Genomic DNA, 17999 nt, shown 5'->3' on the forward strand with positions numbered 1-17999 from the left:
CTATTATCTACTGTTGTGTATAACCTGTTATGTTATTAACATTTTCTTGCCTTGTTCCCTCTCAGGTTTTTTTTCTATTTATATGTGGATAACTTTTTATCCCCGATGTAAAATCCGCTTCTTGTCTGTCACTCAACCAGGGAGTACGTCTAAAGTGTCTTTGGAGCATTGGAATCTTTGTCTGCAACGCTTGCAGAGTGAGTTTTCCACATCGCAGTTCAACACCTGGATTCGTCCGTTACAGGCTGAAATGCTGCCGAATGGAGAGTTGTGCTTAAGTGCACCAAACCGTTTTGTGTTGGATTGGGTGAGTAACAAATATCAAACGCGAATTAAAGAATTACTATCCGAATTTGCTGGTGATGATCTAGCGCCTACATTAAAGCTAGCTGTGAAGTCACAAAATTTTGCCCAAGCAAATCCCACACCTCCGCCCCCACCGCCTGTCTCAAGTGAGCCAGCTGTCAGTCCTTTAAACAATGAAGTCGCTAGGGAGTCAGGTTATCGTCCCGGTTTTGGTTTGATGGATGAAGAAGAGGGGCCACCGCATGCCGACCTTGAATTCGAAGCGCCGCTAACCTTATCGGGAACAGGTTTACGTAGTGAGCTTGAGCCTTATGAACAGGGACAGTTACCATTAACAGCCCCTAAGCGTAAGGTGCAAGTTGAAGGGGGCATTAATCATGGTGCGAATTTAAATAACTCATTTACGTTTGATAACTTTGTCGAAGGTAAATCTAACCAGCTTGCTCATGCGGCCGCATTACAAGTTGCTGAGAATCCAGGCGGTGCCTACAACCCTCTTTTTATATACGGTGGGGTTGGCTTGGGTAAAACTCACTTAATGCAAGCGGTTGGTACTGAGTTAATGCGCCACAATCCGAATGCCAAGGTGGTTTATCTGCATTCTGAACGTTTTGTTGCGGATATGGTAAAAGCCTTGCAATTGAACGCGATTAACGATTTCAAACGTTATTACCGTTCTGTTGATGCATTATTAATTGATGATATTCAGTTTTTTGCCGGTAAAGACCGTACACAAGAAGAGTTTTTCCACACTTTTAATGCGCTATTAGAAGGTGGTCAACAGATGATTTTGACCTGTGATCGCTATCCTAAAGAGATTCAAGGCTTGGAAGATCGTTTGAAATCACGTTTTGGTTGGGGGTTAACGGTGGCTATTGAGCCGCCTGAGCTAGAAACACGTGTTGCCATTTTAATGCGTAAAGCCGATGAAAGTGGCATTAAGTTATCTTATGACTCTGCCTTCTTTATTGCTCAGAAAATTCGTTCTAACGTTCGAGAATTAGAAGGTGCGTTAAAACGTGTTATCGCCAATTCGCATTTTACTGGTCGAGCGATTACACCGGATTTTGTTCGTGAGTCGTTAAAAGACCTTTTGGCCTTGCAAGATAAGCTAGTAAACATCGATAATATCCAGCGAATTGTGGCGGAATACTACAAAATTAAGATCAGTGATCTGCTGTCGAAACGTCGTAGTCGATCTGTTGCTCGTCCTCGCCAAGTAGCGATGTCGTTGGCAAAGGAATTGACTAACCATAGTTTGCCAGAAATTGGTGATGCCTTTGGTGGGCGTGATCATACGACAGCCTTGCATGCGATTCGCAAGATTAAAGAACTGCAAGATACGGATTCTGATATCCGTGAAGACTACAAACAATTGATGCGAATTCTGACCACCTGATGGTCTAAGACTTTGAGTTTACGAGGAAAATAATGAAGTTTTCAGTCGTCCGCGAGACACTTCTTAAGCCACTTCAACTAGTGGCAGGCGTTGTAGAGCGCAAACAAACCATGCCTGTCTTGGCCAACGTATTGGTGGAAGTCAAAGATCAAGTACTGACGCTTACTGGTTCTGACTTAGAAGTCGAATTGGTGGGGCATGTGCCATTAGATGAATGCGAAGAAGGCCGTATAACCGTGCCAGCTCGTAAATTAATGGATATTTGCAAAAGCTTACCAGACAGCGCTGTGATTGAATTTACCTTGGATGACCAAAAAGCGGTTATTCGTTCAGGTCGTTCACGTTTTAGCTTGTCTACTTTGCCAGCCGATGAGTTCCCAAATATCCAAGATATGCAAGGCGATTTAACGGTTTCTATCGCACAAAACAGTGTACGCCGTTTGATTGATCGTACAGGTTTTGCTATGGCGAACCAAGATGTTCGTTATTACCTAAATGGTATGTTACTTGAAGTGGCAGACGGCCAATTACGAGTGGTCGCAACCGATGGACACCGTTTGGCAACGGCCGTTGAAGACGCTCAAGTGAGTGGTGATTTAACGCAAGTTATCGTACCTCGCAAAGGCGTGTTGGAACTAAATCGTCTGTTAAACGATACGGATGAGGTGGTTGAGCTAACGATAGGTACAAACCACATTCGCGCTAAAGTCGCTGAATATGTCTTTACCTCTAAATTGGTTGACGGCAAATTCCCTGATTACCACCGTGTTATCCCTCGTAACAACGACAAAATCGTTATTGCTGATCGTTTGGAATTACGTCAAGTATTCCTACGCGCGTCGATTCTGTCTAATGAGAAATACCGTGGTGTGCGTTTGATTTTGTCTAATGGCATGTTGCAAGTGTTTGCCAATAACCCAGAGCAAGAAGAAGCCGAAGAATCCGTATTGGTACAATACCAAGGTGATAATTTAGAAGTTGGCTTTAATGTGGGTTACCTACTTGATGTATTGGGTGTGGTTGATGCACAAGAAGTCCGTTTATCATTGAACGATTCAAACAGCAGTGCCTTGATCGAAGAAGCACAAAGCCACGCCGCACAATACGTTGTGATGCCGATGCGTCTATAAACATCGGTTAGATGATAGACCTATCACCCGCTTAGTATGTTTGAAAGACTATATGCTAAGCGGGTTGTCTTCCCTCCCCCAATGAAGGTTTAAGAGTTATGCCGCTGGTGCGTTTGGACATCTCTTATGTTCGCAACCTTTCTAGTGTGCGCTTTGAACCTTCGCCCCAAGTAAATGTCATTGTGGGTAAAAACGGCAGTGGTAAAACCTCGGTTTTAGAAGCCATTCATTTACTGTCGTTTGGTCGCTCCTTTCGTAGTCATAAACACAAAACCTATATTCAGCATGAAAATGAGGCTTGTGTTGTCTTTGCCCAGCTTCATCAGACACAGGGTAGCCCGATTCGAGTTGGCTTACAGCGTTATCGTGATGGTCAAATAGATGTACGTATCCAAGGGCAACGAGCGCAATCTGTTATTGAGCTGGCAGAACGTCTCCCCGTGCAGCTTATTAACCCTGATGCGTTTCGATTATTGGAAGGTTCTCCAAGCATTCGGCGCCAATTTATCGACTGGGGCGCATTTCATTTTGATAAAGACTTCATTCAAGCGTGGCGAGGCTGGCAAAAAGCATTAAAACAGCGGAATACCTTGCTCAGACGTGGTAAAATATCCCTCAGTTTATTGGCGGCATTTGATCAGGAATTGATCCGGCTGGGTGAGCAGGTTAACCAATCTCGAAAAGACTATGTGGAAAAGTTAACACCGCATTTTGAGAAGGTTTTATCGCAGCTAACCACAGAGTTATCCGTGAATCTCCAGTTCTTTCAAGGCTGGGATGCGCAAAAAGACTTAGCCAAGGCGGTAGAAGCAGGACGTGAGCGGGATATCGAACTAGGTTACACGCACACAGGCCCCCAACGAGCCGATTTACGTGTTAAAACGGCGACAGGTGATGCATTAGATACCTTGTCTCGAGGTCAGCAGAAGTTGGTGGTTTCGGCGCTGAAAATCGCTCAGGGACAATTACTGATTGATATGGGTCGCCCTTTGGTATTTTTAGTGGATGATTTACCAGCCGAATTAGACGCTAATCACAGACAGAAACTATGTCAGTTATTAGAGTCGTTAAACAGTCAAATTTTTATTACCAGTGTCGAGCCCGATACCACGGATTTTACGTGGGCCGATACAACAGACGTTCGTCAATTTGCTATGAATAACGGCGAATTGTCTTTATTGAGCAAAGGTTTGCAGGAGAGTTAAATGAGTGAAAATAATTACGAAGCGTCCAGTATCAAGGTGCTCAAAGGGCTAGATGCCGTTCGTAAACGTCCGGGGATGTATATCGGCGATACGGATGACGGCACCGGCTTGCACCACATGGTATTTGAAGTCGTGGATAACTCCATTGATGAAGCCCTTGCTGGTCACTGTGACACCATTACCGTTTTGATTCACCCAGATGAATCCATTTCTGTGTCGGATAACGGCCGTGGTATCCCGGTTGATATGCACGAAGAAGAAGGCGTCTCGGCTGCCGAAGTTATCATGACAGTACTTCACGCTGGTGGTAAGTTTGACGATAACTCCTACAAAGTGTCTGGTGGTCTGCACGGTGTGGGGGTTTCTGTTGTAAACGCTTTGTCTGAAGAACTGACTTTGACAATTCGTAAAAACGGCAAAGTCTACGAGCAACATTACAAGCACGGTGTACCACAAGCCCCATTGGCTATTATCGGTGACTCTGATGGTGCTGGTACCACAGTTCATTTCAAACCTTCTGCTGATACCTTTAGTAATATCCTATTTTATTATGACATCTTGGCGAAACGTCTTCGCGAGTTGTCCTTCTTGAACTCTGGTGTTGCCATCAAACTGAAAGATGAGCGTACTGGGAAAGAAGAATTCTTTAACTACGAAGGTGGTTTGCGTTCTTTTGTTGAGCATTTGAATACCAACAAAACACCGATTAACGATATTTTTCACTTCATTTGTCAACGTGATGACCTAGATGATGGCATTGCCGTAGAAGTGGCATTGCAGTGGAACGAAGGCTTCCAAGAAAATATTTACTGTTACACAAATAACATCCCGCAACGTGATGGTGGTACTCACCTTGCTGGTTTCCGCGGTGCATTAACGCGTACGTTGAACTCTTTTATTGAAAAAGAAGGTTTAGCGAAGAAACAAAAAGTGGCGACAACCGGTGATGACTGTCGTGAAGGTTTGACGGCTATTGTATCGGTGAAAGTGCCTGATCCGAAGTTCTCTTCTCAGACCAAAGATAAATTAGTGTCTTCTGAAGTGAAAACCGCGGTAGAGCAAGAAATGACTAAGCGTTTCTCTGAGTTCTTACTAGAGAAACCGAACGAAGCCAAAATCATCGTTAACAAAATGATTGATGCGGCCCGTGCTCGTGAAGCGGCTCGTCGTGCCCGTGATATGACTCGTCGTAAAGGCGCGCTAGATATCGCTGGCTTGCCAGGTAAATTGGCCGATTGTCAGGAGAAAGACCCAGCGCTTTCCGAAATCTACCTAGTGGAGGGTGACTCTGCGGGTGGCTCGGCAAAACAAGGTCGTGATCGTCGTACACAAGCGATTTTGCCTCTGAAAGGTAAAATCCTGAACGTCGAAAAAGCGCGTTTTGATAAAATGCTGGCGTCCGTTGAAGTGGGGACTCTGATTACCGCATTGGGTTGTGGTATCGGCCGTGACGAATTCAACGCCGACAAATTGCGTTACCACAGCATTGTTATCATGACCGATGCCGACGTGGATGGATCGCACATCCGTACCCTGCTTTTGACCTTCTTCTTCCGTCAAATGCCAGAAATTATCGAACGTGGCCACATCTTTATTGCACAACCACCGCTATTCAAGATCAAACGTGGTAAGCAAGAGCAATACATCAAAGACGAAGCGGCATTAGATCAACATTTGATTGAAGTGGCTTTGGACGGTGCTCACATGCACGTGAACGCTGACGCACCGGGTATCCAAGGTGAACACCTAGCGAAACTAATGCGTGACTATATTCACATTGAAGCGGATGTGGAGCGTTTGGCGCGTGTGTACCCTAAAGATGTAATGGGTAAGCTTCTGTACTGTAAACCATTAACCCAAGAAGATTTGACCAACGAAGCGGAAGTATTGGAATGGGTTGAAGCGATTCGTAGCCAGATGCCACTTGATGCGCGTACTGGTTTCCGTTTTGACTTCTCGGTTGAAAAAGACGAAGAACGTAACATCTACTTACCAGTTGTCGACATCATGTCTCACGGTGTGTCTAACCGCTATCGTTTTGAAGGTTCTTTCTTCAACTCGCCTGAGTACAAGCGCATTGTGGCGATGTCTGAGACCGTAGCAGAACTGTTTGGTGAAGAGTCTTACATTCAGCGTGGCGAACGTCGTGAAACGGTGAAAACCATCAGCGACATGAAAGCTTGGCTAATGAAGGAAGCGTCTCGCGGCATGACCATCCAGCGCTATAAGGGTTTGGGTGAGATGAACCCTGAGCAACTTTGGGAAACCACCATGGATCCAGATGCACGTCGTATGCTTCGTGTGACCATTGATGACGCCGTAGCGGCCGACCAAATGTTCACAACCTTGATGGGGGATGAAGTAGAACCACGTCGTAACTTTATCCAAGACAACGCCTTGAGTGTTGCCAATCTAGACGTTTAATACTGAGTTTTATCAATAAAAAACCCTGACGTATAAACGTCAGGGTTTTTTTTATGACTCGAAATCCTCTGCAAGACTCTGTGTCACTACTCTTTTGGTTATTTACAGTATTCCTGAAACCTGAATTAACATGCGTGTTCCTGTGATAAATAACATCACGGCGAAGGCGCGTTTGAGGGATTGCTGATTCAGCCTAGCGGCGATTTTCGCCCCTACGGGAGCGAATAAGATGGTTAATGGAATAATGAAAACAAAGGCGGGAATATTAACTAATCGCCAAGTACCGACCGGTGCATCGGCGGGTGTTTGCCCAATTGCTAGTAAGGTGATTACACCCGGTAAGGCAATCAGCAGACCAAAAGCCGCAGCGGTGCCGACAGCCTTATGGGCTGAAACATTGAAGCTGGTGAGTAAAGGAACGCCTATGGTTCCACCACCGATACCAATCATCACTGATAATCCCCCGACTATTACCGCCATAATCATTTGTCCTATTTTTCCTGGTAATGACTGAAACAGTGCGGATGATTTGGCTCGAAAGAGCATGTTTAGGCTGACAAAAATAGCGATGATACTGAACATCCAAGTTAAGAAATCACCAGAAACGCGGGTGGCAACATAACTTCCTACAATGGAAGCTATGAGTATGAACCCGCCCCAGAGTTTTAATAATGCGACATCGACATTGCCTTTTTGATGATGCGATCGAATGGACGAAATGGCTGTTGGCACAATGGTTGCCAGACTGGTTGCGGTTGCTATCGCCATGGCAGAGTTGGGGCTGACACCGAAGTTTTGTAATAAAAAATACAATACTGGCACAATGACAATGCCACCACCCACACCAAATAAACCTGCTAAAATTCCCGCTAGGACCCCGGTAGCCATAAGAGCTAGGCCGATAGGCCATATCGCCATAAGTTGATCCATTTTGATTTCCTGTTTTTTGTTCAAATATATTTTTATTGAACTTGGCCTTTAAAGGCCAAGTGCACAACCGTCTTTACGCGGCTCAGAACCGCCCAGTAAAGTACCTTTCTCCCAGTCAATAAAGATGGCTTGAGCGCCACCGATGGGCGTTTCAGCAGGGACAATATGGAAACCTCGACGCTCCAATTCTTGAACTATATCGGCGGGTAGCGTGTGCTCGGCTTCGACATTGGTTGATCCTGAGACGGGCATAACTCGTGGTAAGTTGATGGCTTCTTGTATATCCATTTTACAGTCCAATATTTTAGCCAGTAAGTGAGCATGTCCCATGGCTTGGTAATACCCTCCCATGACACCAAAAGGCATGACGGCTTTGCCATCTTTGACTAGCATGCCGGGAATAATGGTGTGTAGTGGTCGTTTATTGGGCGCAAGGCAATTTGGATGCGTTGGATCGACAGAAAAGCTTTCACCACGATTATGAAATAAGACACCTGATTTTGGTGCGACAAACCCAGTACCAAAACTATCAAATACTGAATTAATAAAGCTCACACAGTTGCGGTCTTTATCAACGATAGAAATATAGACGGTATCGCGATGAACTGGGCTGGCAAATTCAGGTAAGTCTTGAATAGCATGTTCAAGATCGATTTTAGCGGCAAGCTCGTCGGCTAACTCGTCTGACAAAAGGTAATCTGTGGGCACTTTGGCAACGTTAGGATCTGCCAATAATGCGTCGCGAGCCGCATAAGCGAGCCTTGTGGCTTCAATTTCACGGTGTAGCCTATTTGCAGATAATGCATCTTCTGTATCTTTAAAGCGCGCTAGAATATTTAAAATCATCAAGGCTATGATGCCTTGTCCATTGGGCGGGCATTCGAAAACGTCGTGATCTAAAAAGCGAGTTTTTATTGGCGTAACGTACTCTCCTCGAGCATTGGCAAAGTCCTCTAGAGTATGAGAGCCACCGATGCTTTGTAAGTATTCCACCATGTCTTCTGCGACTGGGCCTTTGTAAAAGCCTTCTCTGCCCTGTTTTGCTATTTGTCGTAAGGTTGCGCCTAACTCTGGTTGCTTGTGAATTTCCCCTATTTTTGGTGCGCGTCCTTTGGGTAGAAAAATACGTTTTGCCGTATCGTTTTTCGAGAGCAAGGATTCTTCTAATGCCCAGTCATTGTGGACTCTAGGCGCAATAGCATAGCCGTTCTCAGCCAGTTGGATTGCCGGAGCGAGCAAGTCTTCAAAAGGTAGTTTACCGTGGTCTTTGTGTAATTGAGTCCAAGCGTCAATAGCACCAGGAATGGTAATGGCCCAATGGGATTGGCGCTCTACTTTGTCGTCCGGGCCTTGTTGAAATGCTTTAAAATCCAAACCGGCTGGTGTTTTTCCAGAGCCGTTATAGGCCAGAATATTGTCGCTGCCTTTTAAAGAGAGTAAAGCGAAACAGTCGCCGCCAATTCCTGTTGAGCAAGGTTCGACAACACACTGAACGGCGCAAGCGGCGATCGCTGCATCGATCGCATTTCCGCCCGCATTTAATATTTGCGTGGCAATGAGTGTCGCTGTGGGGTGTGAGGTTGCTGCCATCGCTTGAGTAGAGACTGTTGTTGAACGTGTTGGGCTTTCAAAATTTCTCATAATAAGTGTCTTTCATCATGTTAAAGAGTCATTGTGTTAATGGGTATTGATGATCTGGTTAGGTTCGTTTTCGTAAATAAGGCGGTGATAATCGATACTCCAAAGCGGCGAGCCCGCGAATGATTAAAAAATTGATGGTTAAATAAATGGCTCCAGCGCAGACGAAAACTTCAATTGCTCGATAAGTTTCAGAAATTAAGCCATGGGCTATGCCAGTGACTTCCATCAAGGTGACTACCGATGCGAGGGATGTGCCTTTTACCATCAGAATAATTTCGTTACCGTAGCTAGGAATCGCTTGTCGTAAGGCGATAGGAAGAACGACAAGACGCATGGTTAAGTAATAAGATAAGCCCGAGGCGCGTGCCGCTTCGACTAACCCTTTCGGAACAGATTGAATTGCTCCGCGAAGAATTTCACTGCCATAGGCGGCCGTATTTAGGCTTAATGCCAGAATGGCACACCAATAAGGTTCACGGAAAAAGCCCCATAACCCCACAAACTGCAGCTCTTTACGAAACTGACCTAAGCCATAATAGATAAGGAAAATTTGCAGTAATAGTGGCGTTCCACGAAACACGGCGACAAAGGTGCGTATAGGTAGCGTGACTAGACGTTGCTTAGTTTGTAAAAGCAGAGCCAAAGTCAGTGCCAAAATAAAACCTAAACTGACCGAGATGGCCGTTAGCTGCAAGGTAACTGGCAGTCCGGACAACAGTTTAGGAATAATGATGAGATAAAACGAAAAATCCATATGATTGTCCTATTCAATGAGAGGTTCGATTTTCTGCGTATTTAAAAACGAACCCCGTCAGGACGGTTATTACCAGATAGAGGCAAGCCGCTGCGATATAAAAAATAAACGGTTCTCGAGTTGAACCTGCGCCAATTTGTGCTTGTCGCATTAATTCCACTAAACCGATCACTGAAATTAACGCTGAGTCTTTAAGGATTAACTGCCAAACATTGGAAATCCCGGGTAAGGCTAAGCGCATTATCTGCGGCATAATGACGAATCGCAGTGTCGGCCACTTTGGCAAGCCTAGGGCTTGGGCGGCTTCCAATTGGCCTTTATCAAGAGCTAAGTACGCGCCACGAAAAATCTCCGCTAGATAAGCTCCAGAGATAATGGCTAACGCCAACATACCTGTGGCGAAGGTCGGTAAACCAATAAAGCCATCCCAACCTAACAATTTACCTGTTGATGTCAGCAACATGCTGCCGCCGTAATAAAGCAAATAGATGGTAAGAAGGTCTGGAATACCTCGAAATAAAGTGCAGTAGCTGCGACCAAAGATGTTTAAAGCCCGATACTTTCCAACACGAAATGTTGCAATGACACCACCAAATAGGATGCCAACTAAAAAACTAGAAAAGGAAAGAAGGAGCGTGACTAAGGTGGCGGCAAGCAGAGATTTCCCCCAGCCACCGTCTCCAAAGCCAAGAAAATGTAATACATCAATCATATTACGAGCCTTTCTGAAATTAGGTAAATAGCTTCGGTAAGAAGCGCTATAGCGGATTACTAAAATTGGCATGAACGATAGAGCGATTGCGACCTTAAGCTCTTCCATAGAAAGGTTTTTCTATGGAAGAGCTGGAGCAATGACTTTTCGATTATGTCCGTGATTTAGCTGCCAGGGGTAATGTCTACGCCCATCCATTTTTCAGAAAGCTTTTTAATGGTTCCATCAGCCGTAGCGGATTGAATGGCTTTGTTTAACTTCTCACGAAGTTGATTATCATCTTTACGAACTCCTGCACCAACACCTCGGCCAAATATACCGCCGTAAAAGCCAGGACCGGCAATGGTGAAGTCTTGGAAACCATCATTTTTTAACGTTGCTGCTAGTACAGTACGTTGACCATAAATGGCATCTATACGGCCTGCTTCTAGGTCAAGATCTCGTTGTTCCGTTGTTTTGTAGGTACGGATATCAATATCGTCGCCGAAGTATTTCTTTAGAAATTCATACAGCGTAGTGGAGGCTTGCACACCGATCGTTTTACCTTCGAGTAACGGACGTAATTTTTCTATTGCTGTTTTGGCTTTTTGGGTGTCATTTAAAGAAACTTTTTCAGAGTCGATTGATTTGGCTAACTTACTGTCTTTTTCAACAGCAAAGCTTGAAGGGTCAATCGCATAAGGTTGACTAAAGTTCATTACCTCTAGGCGTTTGTCGGTAATGAACATGCCAGCCATGATGACATCGAATTTACCTGCATTAAGTGCTGGAATCATACCGCTCCAGTCTTGAGCAATAATCGTGCAATCCATCGCCATTTTTTTACACAGTACATTGGCTAAATCCACTTCAAAACCAGCCAATTGATCGTCTGCTGTCGTGAAGTTCCAAGGGGCGTAAGCTCCTTCGGTAGCAATAGTAATGGAATTTGATGCGGCGTGAGCACCTTGATAAACACTTAAAGCGAGTAAGGTCGCGATCAGGTTAAATTTCTTTTTCATAACTTGAGTTCCTTTTGTTCCTAGCTGTATTTTTACAGTCTTTTAGGAGGTTAATACTGCGGAGTTATCCGTCAGTATCTAGAATCAATCGACGCCTGTAGGGCGAGGATTGGGGGTTGCATACTCGGCCAGCAAAGGTGCTGTCTCAAGTATGTGTTCTTTGATAACGTTTTCAGCCAAATTAATATCACCCGATTTGAAGGCATTGATCAGCTCTTGGTGTTCTTGTCGTGAACTAATGGGCTTTTCGATTGAATCAAACCAAATACGCATATAGGGTTCGATGATGATGTGTTGTGCTGCAATTTGTCGGATAAGTTTTGGTCGGCCCGACAGACGAACGATGTAATTATGAAATTCCTGGTGTCGGACAACCCAATCTGTACCACTTTTTGATCCAGCAAATTCCATTCTGTCGAGTAAAAACTCTAATTCGGCAATCACATCTTGGTCTATATGCGGCATCGCTAATCGAACCGCTAATCCTTCTAGTACCGAACGTATTTCGAAGTTTTCGTAGAGTTCATCAAGTGTCAGTCCAGCTACAATACAGCTGCGATTGGATCGTAAAATAACCAAACCATCCCCCGCTAAGCGTCTTAAAGCTTCTCGTACAGGCATTCGGCTGACACCGATTTGAGTGGCTATGTCATCCGCGATCAATCTGGAGTTGGGCGGATAATGGCCCATTCTCAATTTATTCTGAATGTGGCGGTAAGCTTCTTCTTCTGCTGTCGCTGCTTGCGTTGTAAATGGCATGATCTGATTTTCCTATCACTTTATAAATTGGATACATTTATCCAATAATACACAAATATCATATTTGGCAAATTTTATTTTTTGTATACCCCCCTAGGGGTAGATGAGAGAAAAAAGTAAGAAAGTTCACCTATATGAATTTAATTATTTGATTTATATAGGAAAAATCATATTAGAAGGAAAAGAGAATAAAAAAATGCCATTCAAGAAAGTCTTGAATGGCATTTTTTTTAGCTATTTTTAATCGCGTTAGGCTTATAAGGCCGCTTTGATACTGTCTTCAATGGATGTGGTTGGGCGGCCAATTAAAGTGGATAGATCTTTACTGTTGCTGAACAAGGCACCTTGGGATGCGCCAATTTCTGAGTTAGCAAGGATGGCGGCGAAGCCTTCTGGTAAACCTGCGCCAACGAGGATTTTGGTGAATTCCGCTTCAGGAACGTTTTGATAAGCGACGGTTTTACCTGATACCTTGCTGATCGCTGCGGCGTATTCGCTTAACGTGAAAGCATTATCGCCAGCCAGTTCATAGACCTTGCCTGCTTGTCTGTCTTTTACCAGTACGGCCGCGGCCGCGGCAGCATAATCTGCACGTGCCGCGGTAGCCAGTTTGCCGTTTCCTGCACAGCCAACAACACCGTATTGTAATGCGGTTGCCACGCCCATTGTGTAGTTTTCCGAGTACCAGCCGTTGCGAAGTAGAACATAAGGAACACCTGATTCTGCTAATAATTTTTCTGTGGCTACGTGCTCTTGTGCCAAGATAAGTGGCGAGTTATCCGCGTTTAAAATACTGGTGTAAGCCAGCAAAGAAACACCGGCTTGTTTAGCGGCATTAATCACATTGCTGTGTTGGGTGGTGCGCTGGCCTACTTCACTGGAAGAAATCAGCAGTACTTTCTCTACATCTTGCATGGCCGCCACCAGTGATGCCATATCGTTGTAATCGGTTTGACGAACTTGAACGCCCTTTTCAGCTAGGTCTGCAACTTTCTCTGGACTACGAACCGCGGCAATAATCTGGCTTGCTGGTATTTTTTCTAAAAGTGAAGCAATGACAAGACGACCAAGTTGACCCGATGCACCTGTTACTAAAATCATATTATTCTCCTTTGCGTTTTAAGTTGATAAAAGTAGAATATATCACTAACAAACTTTTAGTAAGTACGCACAAAAAGGTAAGTATGGAAAATAATTTACAAGATTCTCAGAACGGTATGTCACGCTTATTTGATAAGGGCGATGTCTTTTCAGACAAATGCCCTTCTCGTGATATTTTGAAGCATGTTACGAGTCGTTGGGGAGTATTGGTTCTGTTTGCCCTAAAAGATGGACAGACACATCGCTTTAGTGAATTGCGTCGTAAGATTGCTGGTGTGAGCGAAAAAATGCTCGCACAAACTCTGCAATCCTTGGAATTAGATGGTTTTGTTTTACGTACTTCTTATCCCGTTGTACCACCTCATGTGGAATATAGTCTGACGGCGTTAGGGGTTGAAGTGTCTGCTCGTGTCGCCAGTTTAGCGGATTGGATTGAAGACAATATTGCCGATATTTTAGCGGCTCAGTCTGAGCAAAATAATTCATTAAATGTATGAATTAGAACCGTGGGAAGTCGTTCTGAGTGTGTGTATTTTAAGATTTCTATGAGAGTAAATACTTACTTTTTGCTTGAAGCTAAGCACACCGCTGGTAAGCGGCGTGCTTAGTGGAAGTGACAGATAACTGAACTTATATGCCGAATTTATCACGCATATTGTAGTACATCGCGCCTACGACTGTGTATGGTATGCGCAGTAGTCTTCCTCCTGGAAATGGGTATTGAGGCATGCTGGCGAATACATTAAAGCGCTCCATGTCCCCATCAATTGCATCGGATAGGATTTCTCCCATCAGATGTGAGTTGGTCACACCATGACCTGAGTAGCCTTGTGCATAATAAAGGTTATCGCCAATTTTACCCACTTGTGGCATGCGCATCATGGTCAGTAGGAAGTTACCAGTCCAAGCAAAGTCTATTTTGGTGTCTTTGAGCATCGGATAGGTTTCCAACATCTTTGGCACTATGATGGACTCAATCTTACCTGGATCACGAGCACCATAGGTTGTGCCGCCTCCATAGATAAGGCGCCCATCCCCTGATAGACGGTAGTAATCCAATACGTAGTTACAGTCTTCAACACAACGATCTGTTGGTAACAGCTGCTTCTGCATATCCTCCGATAGTGGTTCTGTTGCGATGACTTGAGTACCGCATGGCATGGCCTTTTTCTCTATCTCTGGCAGTAAGCCAAATACATAGGCGTTACCAGCAACGACGATAGTATCTGCGACGACCGTACCTTGATTGGTGACGACTTTGCCTGGTTTGCCTTTTTCTAAGCGGATGACTTCAGAATCTTCGAATATTTGACCACCGAGTTCCTCGAATGCTTTGGCTTGTCCAAGTACCAAGTTCAATGGTTGAATGTGTCCCCCTTTTTTATCCAACAAGCCACCAGCATAGCGATCTGAGCCGATATGATCTTGAATAGAAGAAGCCGTTAAAAGCTCTAACTCGTTATGCCCATGACTTTCCCAAAGGGCTTTTTTAGCTTTGAGTTCTTCGAATTGTTTTTTATTACAGGCAGCAAAGACGTTGCCATGTTTTAGATCACAATCGATGTTGTATTTTTCGATACGGTGACGAATTAACTCAGAACCAGAAAAGGCCATTTTTGCCATTTTCTGGCCAACTTCTTCGCCGTAATTTTGGAAGATGTAGTCAATATCACGGTTAAAGCTATTTACGATTTGACCGCCATTACGACCAGAAGCGCCAAAACCGATGCGTGAGCCTTCAACCACAATAACGCGCTTTCCTTTTTCCGCTAGGCTTAATGCGGTCGATATGCCAGTGAACCCAGCACCAACGACACAGACATCACAACGATGCTCACCCGTTAGCTGTGGACGAATGGCTTTATCATTTGCGGAGGCCGCGTAGTATGAGTTTGCATGAGTAGGGGATGACATATAGAACCTCTCCTATAGCGTGTAGACGCTTTACATTGTGCGTCTACAGTAGTGTAAAAAAAGTGGGGCGAATAACGCCCCTATTCGACTTAAGTTATTTGAGTTCTAGGATTGGCTTATTTCAAACTGATCCAAGTGTTTTTAATCTCAGTGTATTTTTCTAGTGCGTGCCATGATTTATCTCGGCCATTTCCAGACGCTTTCACGCCTCCAAATGGAACCGTTGTATCGCCATCGCCCCATGTATTCACCCATACCATGCCGGATTCTAGTAGACGACTGACACGGTGTGCGCGGCCCAAATCATTGGTCCAAACAGAAGCGCCTAAGCCGTATTTTGAATCGTTTGCCAACTCAATGGCTTCGGCTTCAGAATCAAATGTCATCACGGCTAAAACAGGACCAAAAATCTCTTCCTGTACGAAGCTCATAGCATGGCTTGCATCCGTAAAGATGGTTGGTTTAGCGTAAAAACCTTGCCCTTCTTGGTAATCAGGAGCGCCGCCAAGTGCCAGAGTGGCACCGTCAGCAATGGCACTTTCGATAAAACCTGTCACGGTATCGAGCTGGGCTTTATCGACCATTGGCCCCATTTTGGTAGCCGGATCTAGTGGATCACCTGGTACATAAGCTTTGGCTGCGTCCAGTAACGCGACCATAAACTCTTCTTTGATGCTGCTGTGAACATACAAACGAGAACAGGCTATACAGACTTCCCCTTGGTTGGTGAAGATGGCAGTCGCAGCACCTTTAGCCGCGGCTTGAATGTCCTTGCAGTCTTCAAAAACGATACAAGGTGATTTACCGCCCGCTTCTAGCCAAACGCGTTTCATATTGGATTGACCTGCATATTGCATTAATAGACCAGCAACACGACTAGAGCCGGTAAAGGCCAAGGTACCAATATCATTATGCAGCGCAAGGGCTTTCCCAGCGGTGTGACCAAAGCCTGGGAGGACGTTAAATACACCATCGGGAACCCCTGCTTGCGTTGCTAACTCGGCAATTCTGAGAGCGCTCAAAGGCGATTTCTCAGATGGTTTTAAAATAATGCTGTTGCCTGCGGCGAGAGCTGGTGCAATCTTCCACATCACCATCATTAATGGGTAGTTCCATGGCGTAATGATAGCGACAACACCCAAAGGTTCGCGGCTAATTAGCGCTAAATTGTCTGGGTTTGTGGGCGCAATTTCACCGTACAATTTGTCAATGCACTCCGCTGACCAGCGTAAGCTATCGATGGAGTCTGGTACGTCAATGGCAACCATTTCTGATATCGACTTACCCATATCTAAGGTATCGATCAGGGCTAGTTCATCTTGGTGCTCTTCGAGCAAATCGGCCCATTTTTGTAGGATACGTTTGCGTTTGTTTGGCGCCATGTTTGACCAAACACCGCTTTTAAATGCTTTTTTGGCTGCAGCGGTAGCAAGGTTTACATCGGCTTCATCGCAGCTAGCGACTTTGGCTAATAAAGATTCATCCGTTGGATTGATGCAATCGAACGTTTCGCCGCTTTGTGCTGGCGTGAACGCACCGTTAATATATGCGTCGGAATGTAGGGTAATTGTGTTACGAAGGGCTTGCCATTCTTGGTAAGTTTTCATACGTAATTCCTTTCTTTGGCGTTCAATCAAAACGCTGAATAAGATTGCTTTGAATCTAAACTAACAGTCAGTGTTCTTTCACACCATATCCCCGTGGGGGTATATCGTAATCTTGCGACTTGTATAAGATGTCAAAATGGCTTGCTAACATCGTTTAGTAATGCAAAGTAGTAAGTAGTATAAAAGAATGAAAAAATCCTCAGCAAAATATCACTTGGAGAATTCAAATTATGTCTAAGGTAACCGTTGCCGCTACGCAAATGCATTGCACGTGGAATCAAAAAGAAAACCTTGATCGTGCTGAAAAATTAATACGTTCGGCGGCTGCAAAAGGCGCCCAAGTTATTCTGATTCAAGAACTGTTTGAAACGCCCTACTTTTGCATTGAGATCCACGAACCGTACCACGATTTGGCCACTACATTAGATGAAAATGCGGCGTTTAAACGCTTTCAAGAATTGGCTACGGAGCTGAATGTCGTATTGCCATTCAGTTGGTTTGAGAAAGCGGGACAAGTACGTTTTAACTCGGTTGCCATGATAGATGCTGGTGGTGAATTGCTTGGCGTTTACCGTAAAACACACATTCCAGATAGTGATGGTTATTTGGAAAAATATTATTTCAGCCCTGGTGATACCGGTTTTAAAGTTTGGAGCACCAAGTTTGGTCGCATTGGTGTGGGGATTTGTTGGGATCAGTGGTTCCCAGAAACCGCTCGTTCCATGGCGTTAATGGGTGCGGATATACTGCTTTTCCCAACGGCCATTGGTTCCGAGCCGAGCCAGTCAGATTTAGACAGTATGCCTCATTGGACGAATACCATGCGTGGTCATGCCGCCGCGAATCAGATCCCTGTGATCGCGTCCAATCGTATTGGTACAGAGCAAGCACAACATCGTGACTTGGAACTGACCTTCTACGGTTCTTCCTTTATTTGTGACGACTGCGGTGAACTGATCGAACAAGCAGACCGTGAGAGTGAAGCGATTCTTGTGCATACGTTTGATTTGGACAAAGTGCGTACTCAGCGTAAAGCATGGGGACTGTTCCGCGACCGTCGTCCAGAACATTATGGCGTTATCAATACACTGGATGGCCAAGTAAAATAGGAGGTTT

General features: G+C 44.8%; 15 protein-coding genes. 6 read left to right on the forward strand and 9 right to left on the reverse strand.

The window, feature by feature from the left end; translation table 11 throughout:
• Nucleotides 1-154 precede the first annotated feature (154 nt).
• The 4 genes from dnaA (at nucleotide 155) to gyrB (ending at nucleotide 6464) form a co-directional block, all read left to right on the forward strand.
• Nucleotides 155-1705 (forward strand): chromosomal replication initiator protein DnaA, encoded by a 1551-nt coding sequence (gene dnaA, locus C0J08_RS22335; protein WP_212654051.1) that lies wholly within the window; start codon nucleotides 155-157, stop codon nucleotides 1703-1705.
• Between the two features lie 32 nt (nucleotides 1706-1737).
• Complete coding sequence (dnaN, locus tag C0J08_RS22340; protein WP_212654052.1) at nucleotides 1738-2835, forward strand: DNA polymerase III subunit beta; 1098 nt, start codon at nucleotides 1738-1740, stop codon at nucleotides 2833-2835.
• A gap of 98 nt (nucleotides 2836-2933) precedes the next feature.
• Nucleotides 2934-4040: a DNA replication/repair protein RecF gene (recF, locus tag C0J08_RS22345; protein WP_212654053.1), complete on the forward strand. Its 1107-nt coding sequence runs from the start codon at nucleotides 2934-2936 to the stop codon at nucleotides 4038-4040.
• The gene (gyrB, locus tag C0J08_RS22350) at nucleotides 4041-6464 is read left to right on the forward strand and encodes a DNA topoisomerase (ATP-hydrolyzing) subunit B (RefSeq protein ID WP_212654054.1); all 2424 of its coding nucleotides are present in this window, start codon (nucleotides 4041-4043) and stop codon (nucleotides 6462-6464) included.
• A 102-nt stretch (nucleotides 6465-6566) separates the two neighbouring features.
• Here gyrB and C0J08_RS22355 read toward each other — a convergent pair whose 3' ends face one another.
• The 7 genes from C0J08_RS22355 to C0J08_RS22385 form a co-directional block, all read right to left on the reverse strand.
• Nucleotides 6567-7394, reverse strand: a complete 828-nt coding sequence (locus tag C0J08_RS22355; protein ID WP_212654055.1) for a sulfite exporter TauE/SafE family protein — start codon at nucleotides 7392-7394, stop codon at nucleotides 6567-6569.
• 48 nt (nucleotides 7395-7442) lie between these two features.
• Nucleotides 7443-9035, reverse strand: coding sequence for a gamma-glutamyltransferase (gene ggt / locus C0J08_RS22360; protein ID WP_212654056.1), 1593 nt, complete (start codon nucleotides 9033-9035; stop codon nucleotides 7443-7445).
• Nucleotides 9036-9093: 58 nt separating this feature from the next.
• Entirely contained in the window at nucleotides 9094-9789 is a 696-nt protein-coding gene (locus C0J08_RS22365; protein WP_212654057.1) for an ABC transporter permease, read from the reverse strand.
• Between the two features lie 13 nt (nucleotides 9790-9802).
• A complete protein-coding gene (locus C0J08_RS22370) occupies nucleotides 9803-10501 on the reverse strand; it encodes an ABC transporter permease (protein ID WP_212654058.1) in 699 nt (232 codons plus the stop codon).
• Nucleotides 10502-10665: 164 nt separating this feature from the next.
• Nucleotides 10666-11502 carry a transporter substrate-binding domain-containing protein gene (locus tag C0J08_RS22375; RefSeq protein WP_212654059.1) on the reverse strand — a complete coding sequence of 279 codons (837 nt, stop codon included), beginning with the start codon at nucleotides 11500-11502 and terminating at the stop codon, nucleotides 10666-10668.
• An 84-nt stretch (nucleotides 11503-11586) separates the two neighbouring features.
• Nucleotides 11587-12261, reverse strand: a complete 675-nt coding sequence (locus C0J08_RS22380) for a GntR family transcriptional regulator (RefSeq protein WP_212654060.1) — start codon at nucleotides 12259-12261, stop codon at nucleotides 11587-11589.
• A 255-nt stretch (nucleotides 12262-12516) separates the two neighbouring features.
• Nucleotides 12517-13362 (reverse strand): SDR family oxidoreductase, encoded by an 846-nt coding sequence (locus tag C0J08_RS22385; RefSeq protein ID WP_212654061.1) that lies wholly within the window; start codon nucleotides 13360-13362, stop codon nucleotides 12517-12519.
• A gap of 83 nt (nucleotides 13363-13445) precedes the next feature.
• On the opposite strand from C0J08_RS22385, the gene C0J08_RS22390 reads away from it, so the two are divergent.
• A complete protein-coding gene (locus C0J08_RS22390; RefSeq protein WP_212654062.1) occupies nucleotides 13446-13859 on the forward strand; it encodes a winged helix-turn-helix transcriptional regulator in 414 nt (137 codons plus the stop codon).
• A 133-nt stretch (nucleotides 13860-13992) separates the two neighbouring features.
• On the opposite strand, the gene C0J08_RS22395 is transcribed toward C0J08_RS22390, so the two are convergent.
• Nucleotides 13993-15276 (reverse strand): NAD(P)/FAD-dependent oxidoreductase, encoded by a 1284-nt coding sequence (locus C0J08_RS22395; RefSeq protein ID WP_212654063.1) that lies wholly within the window; start codon nucleotides 15274-15276, stop codon nucleotides 13993-13995.
• Between the two features lie 116 nt (nucleotides 15277-15392).
• Complete coding sequence (locus tag C0J08_RS22400) at nucleotides 15393-16883, reverse strand: aldehyde dehydrogenase (RefSeq protein ID WP_212654064.1); 1491 nt, start codon at nucleotides 16881-16883, stop codon at nucleotides 15393-15395.
• Nucleotides 16884-17113: 230 nt separating this feature from the next.
• Here C0J08_RS22400 and aguB point away from each other — a divergent pair, with 230 nt between their 5' ends.
• Nucleotides 17114-17992 carry an N-carbamoylputrescine amidase gene (gene aguB / locus C0J08_RS22405; protein ID WP_212654065.1) on the forward strand — a complete coding sequence of 293 codons (879 nt, stop codon included), beginning with the start codon at nucleotides 17114-17116 and terminating at the stop codon, nucleotides 17990-17992.
• Nucleotides 17993-17999: the final 7 nt, after the last annotated feature.

It is taken from the genome of Marinomonas sp. CT5 (assembly GCF_018336975.1).
In the GTDB taxonomy this organism is placed as follows: domain Bacteria; phylum Pseudomonadota; class Gammaproteobacteria; order Pseudomonadales; family Marinomonadaceae; genus Marinomonas.